Annotated in this window: 15 protein-coding genes; 2 read left to right on the top strand and 13 right to left on the bottom strand. The window is 48.6% G+C overall.

The genetic code is table 11. The features are described from left to right. Positions 1 to 22: 22 nt before the first annotated feature. From B3A20_RS15175 to B3A20_RS15130, 10 genes are all read right to left on the bottom strand, one after another. The gene (locus B3A20_RS15175; RefSeq protein WP_290766610.1) at positions 23 to 835 is read right to left on the bottom strand and encodes an ABC transporter ATP-binding protein; all 813 of its coding nucleotides are present in this window, start codon (positions 833 to 835) and stop codon (positions 23 to 25) included. Further along, positions 829 to 1,728 carry an ABC transporter permease gene (locus B3A20_RS15170; RefSeq protein WP_290766607.1) on the bottom strand — a complete coding sequence of 300 codons (900 nt, stop codon included), beginning with the start codon at positions 1,726 to 1,728 and terminating at the stop codon, positions 829 to 831. Before B3A20_RS15170 ends, B3A20_RS15175 begins: the two co-directional genes overlap by 7 nt. A gap of 131 nt (positions 1,729 to 1,859) precedes the next feature. Next, positions 1,860 to 2,951: an ABC transporter substrate-binding protein gene (locus tag B3A20_RS15165; protein ID WP_290766604.1), complete on the bottom strand. Its 1,092-nt coding sequence runs from the start codon at positions 2,949 to 2,951 to the stop codon at positions 1,860 to 1,862. Positions 2,952 to 2,966: 15 nt separating this feature from the next. After that, complete coding sequence (locus tag B3A20_RS15160) at positions 2,967 to 4,046, bottom strand: ABC transporter substrate-binding protein (protein ID WP_290766601.1); 1,080 nt, start codon at positions 4,044 to 4,046, stop codon at positions 2,967 to 2,969. 88 nt (positions 4,047 to 4,134) lie between these two features. After that, positions 4,135 to 4,911: a hypothetical protein gene (locus tag B3A20_RS15155; protein WP_290766598.1), complete on the bottom strand. Its 777-nt coding sequence runs from the start codon at positions 4,909 to 4,911 to the stop codon at positions 4,135 to 4,137. A 458-nt stretch (positions 4,912 to 5,369) separates the two neighbouring features. Then, positions 5,370 to 5,843 (bottom strand): GNAT family N-acetyltransferase, encoded by a 474-nt coding sequence (locus B3A20_RS15150; RefSeq protein WP_290766595.1) that lies wholly within the window; start codon positions 5,841 to 5,843, stop codon positions 5,370 to 5,372. Between the two features lie 76 nt (positions 5,844 to 5,919). Further along, positions 5,920 to 7,227: a nitrogenase component 1 gene (locus B3A20_RS15145; protein WP_290766593.1), complete on the bottom strand. Its 1,308-nt coding sequence runs from the start codon at positions 7,225 to 7,227 to the stop codon at positions 5,920 to 5,922. 2 nt (positions 7,228 to 7,229) lie between these two features. Continuing rightward, positions 7,230 to 8,699 (bottom strand): nitrogenase component 1, encoded by a 1,470-nt coding sequence (locus B3A20_RS15140; RefSeq protein WP_290766590.1) that lies wholly within the window; start codon positions 8,697 to 8,699, stop codon positions 7,230 to 7,232. A gap of 3 nt (positions 8,700 to 8,702) precedes the next feature. Continuing rightward, the gene (locus B3A20_RS15135) at positions 8,703 to 9,086 is read right to left on the bottom strand and encodes a NifB/NifX family molybdenum-iron cluster-binding protein (protein ID WP_290766587.1); all 384 of its coding nucleotides are present in this window, start codon (positions 9,084 to 9,086) and stop codon (positions 8,703 to 8,705) included. After that, a complete protein-coding gene (locus B3A20_RS15130; RefSeq protein WP_290766584.1) occupies positions 9,079 to 9,954 on the bottom strand; it encodes a radical SAM protein in 876 nt (291 codons plus the stop codon). Before B3A20_RS15130 ends, B3A20_RS15135 begins: the two co-directional genes overlap by 8 nt. A gap of 376 nt (positions 9,955 to 10,330) precedes the next feature. Between B3A20_RS15130 and nifH the strand changes: the two genes are divergently transcribed. Further along, positions 10,331 to 11,176, top strand: coding sequence for a nitrogenase iron protein (gene nifH / locus B3A20_RS15125; RefSeq protein ID WP_290766581.1), 846 nt, complete (start codon positions 10,331 to 10,333; stop codon positions 11,174 to 11,176). A gap of 54 nt (positions 11,177 to 11,230) precedes the next feature. On the opposite strand, the gene B3A20_RS15120 is transcribed toward nifH, so the two are convergent. Both B3A20_RS15120 and pyrH read right to left on the bottom strand, forming a co-directional pair. After that, complete coding sequence (locus B3A20_RS15120) at positions 11,231 to 12,430, bottom strand: MalY/PatB family protein (RefSeq protein ID WP_290766577.1); 1,200 nt, start codon at positions 12,428 to 12,430, stop codon at positions 11,231 to 11,233. Positions 12,431 to 12,494: 64 nt separating this feature from the next. Further along, positions 12,495 to 13,199: a UMP kinase gene (gene pyrH, locus B3A20_RS15115; RefSeq protein WP_072827780.1), complete on the bottom strand. Its 705-nt coding sequence runs from the start codon at positions 13,197 to 13,199 to the stop codon at positions 12,495 to 12,497. A gap of 157 nt (positions 13,200 to 13,356) precedes the next feature. Here pyrH and B3A20_RS15110 point away from each other — a divergent pair, with 157 nt between their 5' ends. Next, on the top strand, positions 13,357 to 15,318 hold the full coding sequence (locus B3A20_RS15110) for a M6 family metalloprotease domain-containing protein (RefSeq protein ID WP_290766572.1): 1,962 nt from the start codon (positions 13,357 to 13,359) through the stop codon (positions 15,316 to 15,318). Between the two features lie 29 nt (positions 15,319 to 15,347). On the opposite strand, the gene B3A20_RS15105 is transcribed toward B3A20_RS15110, so the two are convergent. Continuing rightward, positions 15,348 to 16,499 carry an HAD family hydrolase gene (locus B3A20_RS15105; protein ID WP_290766568.1) on the bottom strand — a complete coding sequence of 384 codons (1,152 nt, stop codon included), beginning with the start codon at positions 16,497 to 16,499 and terminating at the stop codon, positions 15,348 to 15,350. Between the last annotated feature and the right edge of the window lie 148 nt (positions 16,500 to 16,647).

Here is a 16,647-nt window from a genome sequence, read left to right as displayed (position 1 = left end):
CCAAGTCATTTACGTTGTTATTTTATAAGTAATACTCAGGTTCCTGGACCTGGCCCGCAAAGTCGAGAATCTCCAAAATCTGTTTGCGATAATTCACGAACACATCTTGAGTGCGGACGCGAGGGTATCCCAAATCCACCTTAATAACGCGCTCCACTTTGGAAGGGCGAGCCTTCATAACAACGATGTAATCGCTCAAATAAAGGGCCTCGTCAACATCATGCGTAACCATTACCATGGTGGTGTTATACTTGCGCCAGAGACTCAAAATTTCATCTTGCATCGCCATGCGTGTAAACGCGTCCAACGCACCTAGCGGTTCATCGAGCAGCAAGATTTCCGGGTGACCGACAAGCGCACGAGCAAGGCTTGCACGCTGATTCATACCGCCCGAAAGTTCATGAGGGTAAGATTTTTCAAAACCCTTCAGCCCAACGACTTCGATAAACTCGTCAACATCTTTTGCTCGTTCCTTGTAAATATGGCGCGCACGGAGCCCAAGTGAAATGTTGTCTCGAATGGTAAGCCAAGGGAACAATGTCGCCTGCTGGAACGCAAAGCCTCGATCGCTACCAGGCTTTGTCACTTTCTTGCCATCAACATACACCGCTCCGGAAGTCGGAGAGGCTAGTCCAGCAATCTGTCGCAACAAAGTAGTCTTGCCGCAACCCGATGGCCCAATCAAGCTCACAAAGCTCCCACCTGAAATTTCCAGGTTTACGCCGTTTAACGCCGTGACCGATTCACCTTTATTCGAAATAAACGTCTTTACAAGGTTTTCAATTCTAATCGCTCCCTTTGCAGGGGCTTTCTTTTCTGTATTTTCTGCTACCATTTTACAATACCCTTCTGCCAGTTGAGAATTTTGTCGCGGAGCTTAAAGAGAAGCGTCAGCGTGAGCGTACAGTAAACCGCAATGACGATAAGCCCAGCATAGACACCGCTATAAACCATCATCGCCTTCTGCCAGATAATGTACCAGCCGATACCGTACTTAGCACCAAACATTTCAGCCGTCATAAGAGCGAGAAACGCCGAAATGATGCCATAGAACACGCCAAGGAAAATGGACGGCATCGCCGCAGGGATACCCACACGGAAAATTTGGAACCATGTGCTTGCACCTAACGTGCGAGCCACTTCGTAATACGTGTTCGGAACCGCCTGTATCGCAGAGCTTGTCATGAGCGCCACCGAGAACCACACCGCAAGAGCCACGATAAAGACGCTCGCCGCATAAGGTGTATCAAAAATCGTAAGCGCAATCGGAATCCAGACCGTCGCAGGAATCGGTCCCAAAAGTTTGATATAAGGGTTCAGCCAGTAGTATGTCTTTGAACTGAAGCCAAGGCACACGCCCGTAACAAAGCCAATTGCCGTTCCGAGCAGGAGTCCTGTCAGCAAGAGCCTTGTCGAATAAAGGATGCACTTGAGAATCAGAAGTCCGTCTTCAAAGAACATCGCGAGGATGTTATCGAACTTCGGGAAGAACAGCACAGGCACACTAGCCGTCTTGCCTATGATTACATTAAAAGCGGTAAGGACAACCCCTGCTCCAAACCAAAACGGGCCAGATTGAATAAAGTAATCACTCAGCTTACGTACTTTGAGGGACAGGAGTCCAAGAATTAATGTTACCGCAAGGAAAAAATACAGAATCCATGCGAAATATGGATTTTCCGCTTCGGGGTGATCATCGCTGTCAGGAACAACAAGATGTACAGTCAAAGTAAAAAGAACGCCCAAAAAAGGTAGGAATTTTTTTAATGTTTTCACGTTATTCTCCAGTTAGGTGAAAAAGTTAAACCGTACCCCCTCCCCTAAGAGGGAGTACGGACTCGATGGAGGCTGTATGGAGACTACATCTTCCGTCTGAGAATAGATGGATCGGGGACTTCCCAAACCTCGGTAAACTGCTCGGTCTTGGGGTCATAAACATAACCGTCAGGCAGCTTGATACCGTAATCTTCAAAGTTCACGTAATGGTCCTTGATGAACTTTTCGATGTTGGTCTTCTTCTTGAGAACGCCTGTAGCCTGCAATTCGCGAGCGACCTTCTTGAATGTCTCGAGCCCGAGAGCGGCCGACGGCACAAAGTTATAGGATTCGAGAAGCTTGGCGTTGAAATCGACCTTGCCAGCAACAATTTCGTTGTCGATCTGGAGCTGGGCAACCTTGCGCGGTTCTGCGGCCACGTATGCAGCGCCACGCTGAGCGGCAATGCGGATAGCGGCGGCAGCCTTCGGGTTCTTCTTGAGGAGCTTCAGGGTCACGAAAGCCTGGCAGCAGTATTCAAGTCCCAACTTTTCGTCGGTGGTGGTATCGAGAATCTTCTTGAAGCCGTACTGTTCTTCGGCAGTCGCAGCAATCGGGTCATGGAGGCCGATGATATCGACTGCGCCTTTTTCGAGAGCGATCGGCAAGTCGTTAGCGGTGTAAACAACGAACTCGACTTCAGCTTCGGCACCTTCGGAGATGATGCCCGCGTCGCGGAGGCGGCGGCGGTACTGCATCACGGAACTGTCCGTAAGGCCAACGACACCAATCTTTTTGCCTTTGGAGTCCTTGACACTATTGATAGACGAGCCTTTCTTCACGTAGAACTTGGTGCAACCGGTATGAAGCCCCGTCACAAAGGTAATCGGGAGGCCATTTTCAATCGGCTGGAGACGGGTGGCAAGCAAGTCGAAGCCCGCATCAGCCTTGCCAGTCACGACGAGTTCGTTCAAAGTGGTATTTTCGCCCACGCGGACCATTTCGAACTTCTGGCCGATTTTTGCAAATTCTTCCTTGAAGTACCCTTTAAGCATGGCAATCTGGAAGGGGGCTTCGCAAAGAGCGCCAGTAAAGTAGGCAATCTTTACAACATTGTCTTTTTTAGCGGCAAAGGTGGATGTGCTGAACGCGAGAGCGACGGCTACAGCAACTTTAAGCAGTTTTTTGAAATTCATTTAGAATCTCCTTGTTTAAATGGACTTCACAAGCGACTTCGGGGCTTCCCAGCGTTCGGTGAACTTGCCGGTCTTGGCATCGTATTCGTAACCATCCGGAAGTTTGATGCCAAGAGCATCGAAATCGGCGTAGTGATCTTTGATGAATTTGTCTATATTGGTCTTTTTCTTGAGAACTCCGGTCTCTTGCAGTTCCTTGGCGACGGTCTTGAAAGTTTCGTAACCGAGCTTTGCAGAAGGAATGAAGTTGTAAGAGGCCAAAAGTTTTGCGTTGAATTCCAAGTCACCCGGAACAATCTTGCTTTCGATTTGCAGCTTGGCAGTCTTGTAAGGTTCTGCGGCAGCAAAGGCGGCACCGCGTTGGACTGCGCGATGGATGGCGGCGGCAGCCTGGGGATTCTTCTTCAAGAGCTTGAGGGTGATGAAAGCCTGGCAGCAGTATTCCTTACCGATTTTCGGGTCGGTAGCGGTATCGAGAATCTTCTTGAAACCGAACTGCTTTTCGGCAGTCTCAGCGGCAGGGTCATGAAGCGCAATGACATCGACGGCGCCCTTTTCAAGAGCAATCGGCAAGTCGTTGGCGGTGTAAACCACAAATTCCACTTCGGCATTGGGGCCGTCTGCAATGATTCCGTATTCGCGGAGCTTGCGGCGGTAAGACATCACGGAACTGTCAGAAAGACCGATGACGCCAATCTTTTTGCCCTTAGAATCCTTGACACTCGAAATCTTGGAGCCCTTCTTCACGTAGAACTTGGTGCAACCGGTGTGGAGCCCAGAGATAAACGTGATGGGGAGCCCGTTTTCGATGGGCTGGAGTTCTGTGGCGAGCAAATCAAAGCCAGCGTCTGCCTTGCCCGATGCAATCAGGTCATTGGCCGACGTGTTGTCTGCAATCTGCACCAGTTCGAACTTCTGACCAATCTTTTCGAATTCTTCCTTGAAGTATCCATTCAGGTAAGCCACATGGAACGGCGCTCCGCAAAGAGAACCTGCGTAATAGGCAATCTTAACGGTGGCATCCTTGGCGGCGAAAGCCTGGGTGGAAAGGGTGAGTGCTGTGGCGGCTGCCACGAGGATCTTTTTGAAATTCATTTTAGTAGTCTCCATTTTTTAGAAAAGAAATTCAGGCGCCTTGCGCATCTTTACTGTTCAGCCGTAGCGCCCGAATTTCCGTTATTTTTTAGAAGTTGTAGCTAGCCTTCAGGATGTAGCCGGAATAGTAAGCCGCAGGAGCGTATTCAATATCAGTGTACAGGCTAAAAGACAAGTGTTTATTTACGTTATACGTCGAACCAAACCAGAACGAGATGTTGGATGTACCGGCACCGGATTCTTCACGTTCTTCGATGAAATGCCCCGGATGGTGTTCCTTTTTCGTCTTTACAACAGTATCGGTCAGCTGGCTTGCAAACACAAAGCCAAAGAACGGCGTGAAACCAGATTCGTAATTGTAATAGATTTCAAAACCGTAGTTGGCAGAAATACCCGGATTAACACCATCATGTTCAAACGGAATGGTAAGGCCAAATTCATTACCGATTCCCAATTTTTCCGTTACCGGGATGACCCAGGAAAAACCGCCCTTGACGCTCCAGGTATCGTTTGTCACTTCGTCAGCGCCCGAGGGAATACCCACATCGATAAAAACGCCTGCGTTACTGCCAAGAGCGTACTTGAGGCCAACGGTCAAGTCCTTGAAGCCCTTGCCTTCCTCTGTTTCGTCATTGGGGTCACCAAAGAACTGGTAACCGAGACCCTGGACGCTCAAACCCAAGTTCTTGAAGACGCCCACAAACGCATTCACGTCCAAATCCGTGGAATGATAGTCGCCATTGTACCAGTAATGGCCAGCAAGACTTACTGTTCCATGCCCCACTTCGGGAACTCCATAGTAGTCCCATTCAGCAAAAGAAGTAGCAGCAGCGATAGAGAGAATGATTGCAGATTTCTTTAACATGTAAAAGCTCCTTATGTTTTTTTTAAAGTTTTTAGGGTTGCAAGAGGAAACTGCGTAAAACACCAATTTTTTTTACGCAATCAAATTTTCACGCTCTTAAATATTCAAAAGCGTTCGACTCTAGACGAGTCTAGAACAATGTAATGGTTAGAAGATGGTAACCCGCGTTAAGGTTTCGGATTTCCTTAATTTGTATGAGATGGTCGTGGACACTCCTGATTAAGGGTTGATGTGTCCGCGTCCCTACGATTTTTTTCGCTGTTTCCTTAGGCGATTGTTGCATGAATGAAGATAGAAGTTTATCAAAAGAGGAACAAGGTAAACGCATAAAAAAAATCGAGAAAAATTTTATTTTTTCTCGAAGTTTTAGCTCTACTTTATCATGTGCAATTAGAAATTTTTATACATATAAAATTTGTTTATGCACGGTAATATTTAATTTTTGAATTGCGATATTTTCACACTTTCCGACTGGGTTCTCCATCAAAACGGAATCCTTCCGGAAGCATAAAACCGCCATTTTCCAGCATTTGCAAGTGTTCCGGAGCGCCGGCAAACAGGCACATCGACGTTTTGCAGCGCCTGAAGCCAAACCTTTCATAGAACGACACCCCCGCAGGGCTCGTGTAAATAATCACATTCTGCCCTTTCAGTTTTTCAAGAACACGGGATATCATGTTCGTGCCGACACCAAGCCCCTGATACGCCGGGCGAACGGCGACATTGAAAATAGCCCCCTGGCTGAGCGTATCCGAAAGCGCCCTGGCAACGCCCACAATTTTTGCGCCATCCATGGCAAATACGGTTATGGTGCTGTGGGTGAAAATTACCTTTTGCTCTTCTGGCGAAAAGTCCGAAAGTCCAGCCTCATGTAAGATATCATGAACTTCCTGCCAATCCACATTTTCAGTATCCATTTTATACGTAATCATAATCTTCATTCCATTAAAAAACTCCCGCAACTTGCGCTGCGGGAGATCCACACCTAAGGAAACTGGGACGTGGATTTTAGAGGTTAAGCTTGGAGAGGGCTACAGAGTAGACTTCCTCCAACACATGGAGGCCGCCTTCGTAACCAGCAACAAAGCTATTCATGACCATCTTTTCGTTCATCGGGTAAGACACGTTCACAAAAAGACCGTCCAGTTCAATGGCGAGTTTCTTTTCCCAGTTCGATCCGAAAATAAGCGCCGGCCCGTCAAAGTCAATCTTGCGGATCTTTTCGTGAATCTGGAAGCCGTCCGTGGTAAATTCCACATCAGCCTTGATTCCATAATTCAAGTCATTGATTTCCTTCAGGATTTCTTCGCGGTACTTTTCCGGAGCATCATCAGTGATGAAAGACTTTTCCGGGAACATTCCCATGTCATTCACGAGGAACTTGATGACAGCATCGGTGTACTGGCTATCGCCTGCCACGGTAAAGTGCTTGCCAAGCACGCGTGTTTCAAGGATAGTATCTGCAAAGCGTTCCACGTAGTAGAAGAATTCCGCTTCGTGATGACGGATAACATCTTCAACCTTTTCCTTGTCGAGCTTTGCAAAATCAGCAACTGCGCGCAGGAACTTGCTCGTTTCGGTCGCCCCGATAGGGAGTGTCTTATAATGGAGCAGAGGAACGTTGAACTTTTTTTCGATAAACTTGGCGCTTTCAATGCCAGCCCACGGCGACACGAGAATCGTGAATTCCGCTTCCGGAATCTTATCCAGGTTCTTGATGCTACGACCAAATCCAAAAATAGTATTTGGGGTAAGGCCAATCTCAACAAGGAGACGTTCCAAAGCGCGAAGGTTACCAAGCCAATACGGATCCTGTTGCGGCACGCCAGCAAACAAGTTCACAAGCCCTTTTGTCTTTTGGGCAGGAACAGGTCCCTTGATGTACTGGTCGAGAATGCTTGTCAAAATCCAATCGTGGCCCAAGTAGTTATTACCCTTGAAGCCAGGAGTCTTTGTCCAGACAACCGGTTTTTCTTCATCAAGGAAATCTTCGGCAACAGACTGGATATCATCACCAATAATTTCGCCCGTGCAACCGGAAAGCACAACGAACAAATCGGCATCAATCACGCGCAACGCATTCTTGATGGTAGAACGGAGTTTTTCGGCACCGCCGAACACCACTTCCTTTTCGCTAATGCTAGTGCACGGATAAATGTTCGGGCTAAAGCGACCGCTAGTCCCCTTGTTGTCATTGAGCTTTGCGGCACAACCCGGACCGGAATGGAGAACGGGAATGGCACCCGGAATGGCCTGCACCGTCTGCATAGCGGCGAGAGCACACTTGTAACGAGGTTGATCGAGAATTTTTGCCATGGTTAGCGTTCCCCTTCTTGTTTGATAAGTTTGTCAACAGGCTGGTCATACCACCACTGGGTATAGGGCAGCTTAATACGTGCAGCAAGGTTCTTTTCAAAGCTGCGGTTCTTCACGGTGTCAAGCACGGTCTTTGCAAAACGCAAGGTCTTTTCGTAACCGAAAATCATGTATTCGTCAGCAACGAATACGGCGGCATAGCCCTGCTTAATCGCCCACACGGTCGTACCCGGGTGGCGGCTGAAATACAAATCCGGCTTATAGCGGTTCAAAATATTCAAAACTTCGTAGTTCTGCTGGTCTGCCACAGAGAGCTGCAAATCCTTCGGGGCATTTTCCTTGAGGTATTCGAGAGCCGGCGGGACATCACCATTATCGTACTTGTAGTCGTAATGCCAGGCAAGGCCGTAAACCACTTCCATGCCAAGCTCAATCAGCACGCGGGCAACTTCGTACGTGTAGCCCGGGCCCATACCAATCACGCAGCGGAGGCCCTTGAGTTCCTTCTTGATTTCTTCAATCTGCGGGAGGTAAATAGCACGCTGTTCCGCGATGTACTTTTCTACCTCCTCGGATTTGCCAATCGTCTTGCCAATTTCACGGAGCCACGTTTCAAAGCCAATGATACCATTGGGGTTCACCGTACGGATGTAAGGAACACCGTAAGTTTCTTCGAGAGCATTGCCCAAATAGGTGCCAAGCGTTCCGCAAATGCAAACCGTTGCAGCAGCCTCGCTCAAATGGCTCAGTTGTTCTACAGTGGAGTTCACATAAAGGAACTGCGTCTCGTAGCCAAAGCGGCGAAAAAGTTCCGTAATGAACGGACGTTCCGTTTCAAAGAAGTTCTTGAAGATAATCGTATTACGTTTTTCTTTAGGCGGCTTCACGATGCCCTGCATCACTGCATGGTCGGCAATATCAAAACCACTCGCCCAAATACGGCTCTTGAAGCCTTCGCAATGGACAGAAATAATCGGAACTGGAAAATCGTCCTTGATTTCTTCAACGAGACCATCGATATCCTCACCAATCACGCCTGACACGCAAGAGGACGAGACAAAAATTGCTTCCGGGCGGTATTCATCCCAAGCGTGGAAAATAGCTTCACGCAGGGATTCGATTGCACCGAAAACCGTATCTTTTTCGTTAAGGTCCGTGCAGATGTACACAGACTTCGTCGTTTCATTTATCTTGTCTGCTATCTGACGATAAAGGGAATCCGTGCCCGACGCCATCGCCGTGCAACCCGCTGGAGCATGGTAAATGATGGCAACGTTCCTTATCCCCTGCAGTTGCGAAAGGGCACAGCCAGAGAGACAGGAACTGGACTGGCTGAAACAACGCTCGCGGTTCTTCAAGGAGCCGCACTGGGAACGATGAACGAGCGTTTCCAAATCGCCCTTGAACCCCGTAATGGATCCGAGGCGATTTTCACGCACGGCTACGTTACTGTTTTTAAAGTTAAATGGCATGTGTTATCCTTTTCTAAGAGATTGCTTGTTTTTAATCTTGACGCGGTACGTGTTGATTTTTTCGATAGCCTCGGCAATCGGGAGCGAGACATCGAAGGCGCGAATATCGAAGCGGGCAAGAGCCTGAATCGCATGGGGCCCAATCTGTTCGCACAGCACGTAATCAACATCTTCCAAATTCTTCGCAGCCGAAAGCATCGACGAATTTTCAATTTCACGGTGTCCGCAAGTGCCATCGCAATGTTCTGGCTTTTGCCTAATCCCGATATATTCATATTTACCGGAATCTTCGTCTACCTCGTACAAATCGAAGGCGGCGGCATGGCCAAAGTGCACATTCACATAGAGACCGTCATTTGTAGCTATTGCAACTTTATACTTAGCCATGCGAAAAGGTCTCCTTTACACGGATGCGGTCCATGTAGATTTGGGCACCCACATCATAAACGCCCGGCACACCCACAGCATCAGCACGGCAGTGGGAACAATGCTTAAACACGTTAATGAACACACCAGCTTCTTCCTGGGCTTTTGCCAAGAGCCTTGGCGTCGGGGCTGGCAAATCCTTGAAACCGTTCTGCGGGATTAGCGGAATAATATTGTATATAATAGCCCCAGCATCCTTGACAGTTGCTGCGACATCCTCTATGTGGTGGTCGTTAATTCCTGGGCAAAGTACCGTATTCACCTTGACCATAACACCGGCACGAGAGACCTTGCGGATGCCTTCTAACTGGTTATGGATCAAAATTTCCGCCGCTTCGATACCGCGATAAATCTTTCCCTTATATGCGATTTTTGCATTTATCATCGCTTCTATTTCAGGGTCCACGGCATTCACCGTAACCGTCAAAGTATCAATTCCCACTTCAATGACTTCGTCCGCCTTGTCATTCAGCAAAAGTCCATTAGTGCTCATGCAACGGATTAAATCCGGGAATTCCTTTTTAACGAGACGGAACGTGTCTAAAGCAAACGGCGTCGCAAGCGTATCGCCCGGCCCCGCAATACCGACAACAGTCAGTTCTGGAACAAACTCTAACGCCTTGCGAATATAGCCACAAGCTTCTTCAGGCTTAATTACCTTGCTCGTATTGCCAGGAATCTGGGCGTCTTCATTTATACGTCTGTCGCAAAAGCGACATTCAATATTACAGCCTGGTGCAACAGGCAAATGAATACGGCCTTTATTATTTTTGCAGCCACCAAAGCACGGATGCTCGCGCTGCATCGTTTCAAATTTTTTTTCTGTCATAAAACCTCTCGGATGTAATTTTCTTCAATTACCTGGAGTTTTTGCCTAGTGTTCCGGTAGAGAGGTTTTTCTGTTTTGAGGACAAAATTAGGTCTACAATAAAAGAATGTCAATAAAAACGAGTTTCTTTTTTTAAGAAAAATGGAAAAAAGCCTCAAGTTATAGATAATAGCTATCGCTTATTATAGCCAACAAAATTTCAAATCACTCTTATAGAAAAAACATATACCGTACAAAAGATTAGGCTTATAAACAACCGCTTTTTTCTTGACTTTATAAAAAAATACAACCCAATTGGCTTGTCTTCGCTCCAAAAAGTACCTAAATTCACATTCGCCTAGTGTTTCTGTAGGGAATAAAATCCTAAGGAGACACAATGTCAAAGAAGTTACGTCAAATCGCTATTTACGGCAAGGGCGGCATCGGCAAATCCACCACGACCCAGAACTTGACCGCCGGGCTTGTCGAACAAGGTAAGCACGTTCTCGTTGTCGGTTGCGACCCCAAGGCAGACTCTACACGTCTTTTGCTTGGCGGCCTTCACCAGAAAACGGTTCTCGACACTATACGCGACAACAAAACCGAAATCCAACTTGCGGACCTCGAAAAGGTCGGTTTCAAAGGCGTACGCTGTGTAGAATCCGGCGGCCCGGAACCAGGCGTAGGCTGTGCAGGCCGCGGCATCATCACTTCCATCAGCATGCTCGAGCAGCTCGGCGCTTACACCGAAGATCTCGATTATGTGTTCTACGATGTGCTTGGTGACGTGGTGTGCGGCGGTTTCGCCATGCCGATTCGCGAAGGCAAGGCCAAGGAAATCTACATTGTCGCATCTGGCGAAATGATGGCCCTCTACGCAGCAAACAACATTTGCAAGGGTATTGCAAAGTATGCCGAACGCGGCGAAGTCCGCTTGGGCGGCATCATCTGCAACAGCCGTAATGTTGACAACGAACTTGACCTGCTCCGTGCATTCACCAAGGAACTCAACACACAGCTTATCCAGTTTGTGCCGCGCAACAACGTCGTGCAGCAAGCCGAAATCCGCAAGAAAACCGTGATTGAATTCGAGCCCAAATGTTCTCAGGCAAACGTCTACCGCGAACTCGCAAAGAACATTGATGAAAACGAACTTCTCACCATCCCGACACCGATGACTCAGGACCGTTTGGAACAAATTCTCATCGACTACGGCATGATGGAAAAAGACTATTCTATCTAAGTTCTGTCTAAAACCCTCAAACACGCTCCACTTTCGTAAAGAAAGTGGAGTTTTTTATTTGACCGCGTTCAGTGATGTTATGCGGCGCAAAGCTTCTTTTAGGACGCTCCTTGGACTTGCAACGTTCATGCGCACAAAGCCCCTTCCCCCTTCGCCAAAAGTCAATCCCTCGTTCAGCCACACATGGGCCTCCTTCAAGAAATACTTAAGCAAAAGCGTATTGGGAGGCACATCCATTTTGCGACAATCCAGCCAAAGCAAGTATGTACTTTCAGAAGGAATCACCTTTATTTTCGTTTCCTTGAGAGCTTCTTCCACAAGCTTTACGTTATCATAAATATATTCTCGCAAGGAATCAAACCATTCACTGCCATAACGGTAAGCAGCCTCCATGGCGGCAAATGCGGTTCCGCTTGGAGTATGCAAGCCCGTCGCTTCCCAAGGTTCCAAAATAGCGACCTTCAGACTTCTGTTCGCAGCTACGCAAAACGAGCCCTGGATTCCAGCCAAATTAAAAGTCTTGGTCGGTGCAATACACGTGATAGAATTCTGCTTCACATATTCAGACACCTTAGCAAAAGGAATATGCTCATGCCCATCAAAGACAAAGTCGCAATGGATTTCATCGCTGATGACCTTCACCCCGTAGCGTTCCACAATCGAAGCAAGCCGCTTCAGTTCATTGATGGTCCACACGCGACCCACAGGATTATGCGGAGAGCAGAACAGCAAGACTTTCACATGATTTTCGACAACTTTCTTTTCAAAATCTTCAAAGTCTATTTCGTAGCGGCCGTCTTGCAATCCCAGTTCCGATACCACCAGGTTACGTTTATTCGCAAGAACAACTCCGGCAAAAGGCGGATAAACCGGTTGGAAAATAATAACGCTCTCGCCTTCCCTTGAAAGAGCGCGAATCGCCATCGCCACAGAAAACATCACCGTCGGAGCGGCAAGGAGGCTATCGTCTTCAATCACCCAGTTGTGGCGCCGTTTATACCATTCGATAGCGGCTCTGCGGGCCTTCGGGCCAGACCTCGGGTAACCAAAGATACCGTAATCGGCGTAGTCCTTGATAGCCTCAATCACCGCGGGAGGACTTTTAAAATCCATGTCCGCCACCCACAATGGAATTACGTCCTTAACAACGTTTTCCACATCCGGGTCGTTTTTGAACACGTTCCTTAAAAAGTCCTCATTGTTCTTAACAAAATTGCGCCCGTTTCTGTCGATAACCTGGTCAAATATTTCCATAGTATTCCTCTAGGGAAAATCTAACTTTTTATCAACGAACGAGCGCTTAGCAGATTCAGATTTTTTAGCAATGCACGAGAGTGCCGAGGTCGCCTTCGATAGCGGCGCGCGTGAGGTTGCCCTTTTCCATCTTGAACACAAAGATGGGCATGTTGTTTTCCATGCAGAGAGCAACGGCTGCGGTGTCCATCACCTTGAGGCCGCGGGAAATGACTTCCTTGTAGCTGATGTCGTCGAAGCGAGTGGCCGTCGGATCCTTGACCGGGTCGGCCGTGTAGATGCCGTCGACCTTGGTGGCCTTCATGATGACATCGCATTCGCTTTCGATAGCGCGAAGAGCGGCGCAGCTGTCTGTGGTAAAGAACGGGTTACCCGTACCGGCAGAGAAGATGACCACGGAGCCAGCGGACAAGAGCTTGAGAGCCTTGCGGCGGTCGAAGAATTCGCAAACCGGTTCCATGCGGATGGCGGACATCACGACGGAGTCAATACCCTGCTTGTCCAAAGCATCTTGCATGGCGAGGCCGTTCATCACGGTGCCGAGCATGCCCATGGCATCGCCCTGGGCGCGGTTCATGCCTCCTGCAGAAGCGGAAATACCGCGAACGAGGTTGCCGCCGCCAATCACGAGAGCTACTTGAACGCCCTGCTTGACGATGGATGCAATTTCGGAGGCCATGTCAGAAAGAATCTGGTTGTCGATGCCGTGGCCCTTTTCGCCTGCGAGGGCTTCGCCACTGAGCTTGAGGAGAATGCGTTTGAATTTCATAATTTGGTCACTGGTTATTAGTCATTAGTTATTAGTGTCTCGGGGGAAATGTAATAAAAATAGGCTATAAACAATACTAATAGTCCTTGCATTTTTCGTACGATATACCTTCTTTCCGCAAATTAATGTATTTCTAAAAAGAGAAAGGGATGTTTTTATGAAAACAAAAATTGCATTTGGCGTTTTATCTAGCTTACTGTTACTCCCAACGATGCTTTTTGCAGACATCGTGTATCAGGGGAAACGCGTCCAGGAATGGCCCGAAGAGGCTCGACCGACATTCAACAACCCAAGCACAGACAAGCCAAGTTTTCTCTTGGCACGAACGCCTGTCACACAAAACAAGAGCCATTATGCAGCCCCAAAGGGCAAAATTTATAGTCTCACGCTCCTCGTCGATTTTTCAGACCAGAAGGCGCCCGTCTCGGTAGCCGACGTTGAAGAATGGCTGAACAAGGAAGGGTTCAACAGGGACGGCTGTAACGGATCCGTGCGCGACTACTATCTAGACGTTTCGAACGGGCAGCTCGACCTTACCAACGAAGTTTTCGGCTGGTACCGCGCAAAGCATCCCAAATCCTGGTATGAAAGCTTGCAAGGATATACGGGATCGGATTCGCTCATGAAAGAAGTATTCGCGTATTTCGATTCGCAGGTGGATTATTCGCGCTACGACAATGACAAGGACGGCACCACCGAAGCCATCAACATCGTCTACGCAGGCCCCGGACAAACATGGGGACAAGGCCTTTGGCCGCATTCCGGATGGTCCAACGAAAGGCGCGACGGAGTCCGGCTCACGCATCATCAAATGACGGACATGCCCGGCAAATTCTCCATTTACGTCTTTGTGCATGAATCGGGACACATGATTTTTGGCTGGCCAGACCTTTACTGGTACGGGGATTACTGCACCATGGGTAACCGCGCAAACGACTTAAATCCAGTCGCCATCAACGATTTTTACCGTGCGGACCAGGGCTGGATTCCATTCGTAGACGTAACCAGCAACGACGTGAGCCTTGAAACGACAAAGCCAGGCGAAGTCTGCTACCGCTACAAGAACCCCGCAAGGCCTGACAATGAAGGATTAGTTTGGTCTTACGTACGGAACACGGGCCGCAACAAAGTTCTTAGGGGAAGCGGCCTTTTGATGCAACATTACGATTTTTCAATTGGCGCTAATTCTTCTGCCGACAAGCTCGGACTCCGAATCGTACACGCAAACGCCGCAGGCAAGTCCAACGACAACGTCGCCGACCAATGGCCAAGTCCAGGCAGTGCAGCAAACGCATTCTTTAGTTACAGCGCCTACCCTGAATTTTCGGACGACAAGTACCCCGCCATCCGCTGGTACAACGGCTCCAAAACAGGACTCAAGATTACGGACATCGGGACGCCCGGAGAAACGCTATCATTCTGCATAGGCGGGAACTGCCCAGCACAAGAATCGTCAAGTTCAACAGGGATTGCGTCGAGTTCGTCAAGTGCGCCGGCTGTTTCAAGCTCGTCGAGTTCGTCTAGCGTGACGCCACCGAGAAGCTCGAGCAGCTCTGTCCAAATCACGGTTCAGAAAATCGCACTTGAAACAACACTCCCGATTAGCGACAATTACGCCCCCGTAACGCTTGACCTGAACGGCAGCGATGTCGCCAAGATTTTAGACATCAAGCAAAACGAAATTGCAAATAAAGTCAAGTTCTACGGTGTAGAGCCCAACGGAAGCCTCAACAGCAACACAACCGGCGAAGGTACCGGACACTGGTTTGACGCCGACGGCAAAATCGTTGCCTGGGATCCGAACGGGTCAAGCATCGTTTATTCTAACGTAGACCTTTCGACAATGACCACAAAAATCGGACACATGCCGAACAAAGTCAAGGCCGGAGATTCGTTCACCGTGCGACAAGCGGTCGTTTACGAAAGCAAGCAAGTCACTTTTGAAATCACGGTCACGATACCGCAAAAGACAACGAGGATTTCAAACATTCGCAGTTCAAAACGCGGCAAGCCCGGAAACATGATTTTCAATGCGCTCGGAAAACCCGTCGGTAAAAGAACAGAGTCGGGCGAGATGCCCGACCTGCCTAAAGGAATTTACGTGGAAATAGCGAAGTAATTCGGAATGCGCGGCACCCGCTGCGCATTTTATTTTGCCTTCTGGACACCGTCCCCGTAGATAGTTTTCCAGTCGTTTTTCATGGACACGGGAATCCATCCGTACTTTTCGCTTGCAGCGCGCATTTTTTCGGCTTTCGCCTCGTTGCCATATTCGCGATCCAAGTCATCGCAAAGCAGCATGAATCCCATAGCCCTGTACTTGTTGTTGGAAATTGCATAATTCAAGAGGCTTGCATCCGTACCGCTGTTGCCAAAGGCGAGTACCGGCCGGTAACCGATTTCGCTCGCGAGAGTCGTTACTTTATTCGTCTGCAAATTCTTGATAATGCTCTGCCCAGCAAGTACAAGATTGTCGCCGTTCTGGAATGTGTACGCAAGGCCATCCGCACCTTTTTGGTTGTTTGACACCACGACCACATCGGAACCGATAATTTGTTTAGGCGGGAGGCCGAGACCGTCAACAACAACTGGGCGCATCGTATAGCGTTCCGTACCGCTACTCACGTAAACCGTGAAGCCGTTCGCCGTCAAGAATTTCACCACTTCGACCATAGGCTTGTAATAAGCCTCGCCACGCTTGAGTCCCGTAAAGCCCGGCTGCGGTTCTTGCATAAACGCACGGACATACGCTTCGAATTCCGAAAGCGTCATGCCCTTGTAAGCCTCAGCCACCATGCGTTCGCGCTCTGCGCTCAGCCCCGGAAAAACCTTCTTTTCCCGGCCCTCGCGTGCCGCCTTCAACTGCTTTTTCGAAGGCTTGTAAGTGGAATCGTCAAGAACGCGGTGCTCGAAAAGCATCCAATCAAAATACGTCGGAGCGGTTTCGAGGAACAGCGTACCATCCCAATCGAAAACAGCAATGCGGCGTTCCGCCGGGATAAAATCTGGAGAGGTCGAATCAGTCGTTGCACGCACAAACGCTTCGAGAGAATCTTTCGCAGGAGCATGATCATTCCAAAGCGAAAGAGATTCTTGAGGTTTCTCGGGAAGTACGGCTTGCTTGGATTGCTCGGCAAGAGTCGCGGCATCCCGAGATTCCGCCGGAACTGCCGCGGACTTTTGAACCGCCGCGGACTTCTCCTCATATTTCGAGCAATCTTCACAAGACGCCCGCTTATCGCAACAGCCAGTCAAGAACATCGCCGCCACAGAACCAACCGCAAAAATTTTTGCAATCATACTTTGCTCCCCTTATTCAGAAAATTTTCGTGTTAAATATAGTGAAAAGATTTCACCACCATTGTTATTAAATCACAAAATCAAAGCACTTGCGGCAATTTGTAAATGAAGATATATTAAAATATATCATACATCTGATTGGTATAAC

Origin of the sequence: Fibrobacter sp. UBA4297, from assembly GCF_002394865.1 — a bacterium.
Taxonomy (GTDB): Bacteria; Fibrobacterota; Fibrobacteria; order Fibrobacterales; family Fibrobacteraceae; genus Fibrobacter.
Note: the sequence above shows the minus strand (reverse complement) of the source record. Positions and strands in the feature narration are given on the sequence as shown.

Excerpts from the sequence above, each read along its gene's own strand:
- B3A20_RS15175 (WP_290766610.1), bottom strand. The coding sequence starts at position 835 with ATGGTAGCAGAAAATACAGAAAAGAAAGCCCCTGCAAAGGGAGCGATT.
- B3A20_RS15165 (WP_290766604.1), bottom strand. The coding sequence starts at position 2,951 with ATGAATTTCAAAAAACTGCTTAAAGTTGCTGTAGCCGTCGCTCTCGCG.
- B3A20_RS15160 (WP_290766601.1), bottom strand. The coding sequence starts at position 4,046 with ATGAATTTCAAAAAGATCCTCGTGGCAGCCGCCACAGCACTCACCCTT.
- B3A20_RS15155 (WP_290766598.1), bottom strand. The coding sequence starts at position 4,911 with ATGTTAAAGAAATCTGCAATCATTCTCTCTATCGCTGCTGCTACTTCT.
- B3A20_RS15150 (WP_290766595.1), bottom strand. The coding sequence starts at position 5,843 with ATGATTACGTATAAAATGGATACTGAAAATGTGGATTGGCAGGAAGTT.
- B3A20_RS15145 (WP_290766593.1), bottom strand. The coding sequence starts at position 7,227 with ATGGCAAAAATTCTCGATCAACCTCGTTACAAGTGTGCTCTCGCCGCT.
- B3A20_RS15140 (WP_290766590.1), bottom strand. The coding sequence starts at position 8,699 with ATGCCATTTAACTTTAAAAACAGTAACGTAGCCGTGCGTGAAAATCGC.
- B3A20_RS15135 (WP_290766587.1), bottom strand. The coding sequence starts at position 9,086 with ATGGCTAAGTATAAAGTTGCAATAGCTACAAATGACGGTCTCTATGTG.
- B3A20_RS15130 (WP_290766584.1), bottom strand. The coding sequence starts at position 9,954 with ATGACAGAAAAAAAATTTGAAACGATGCAGCGCGAGCATCCGTGCTTT.
- nifH (WP_290766581.1), top strand. The coding sequence starts at position 10,331 with ATGTCAAAGAAGTTACGTCAAATCGCTATTTACGGCAAGGGCGGCATC.
- B3A20_RS15120 (WP_290766577.1), bottom strand. The coding sequence starts at position 12,430 with ATGGAAATATTTGACCAGGTTATCGACAGAAACGGGCGCAATTTTGTT.
- pyrH (WP_072827780.1), bottom strand. The coding sequence starts at position 13,199 with ATGAAATTCAAACGCATTCTCCTCAAGCTCAGTGGCGAAGCCCTCGCA.
- B3A20_RS15110 (WP_290766572.1), top strand. The coding sequence starts at position 13,357 with ATGAAAACAAAAATTGCATTTGGCGTTTTATCTAGCTTACTGTTACTC.
- B3A20_RS15105 (WP_290766568.1), bottom strand. The coding sequence starts at position 16,499 with ATGATTGCAAAAATTTTTGCGGTTGGTTCTGTGGCGGCGATGTTCTTG.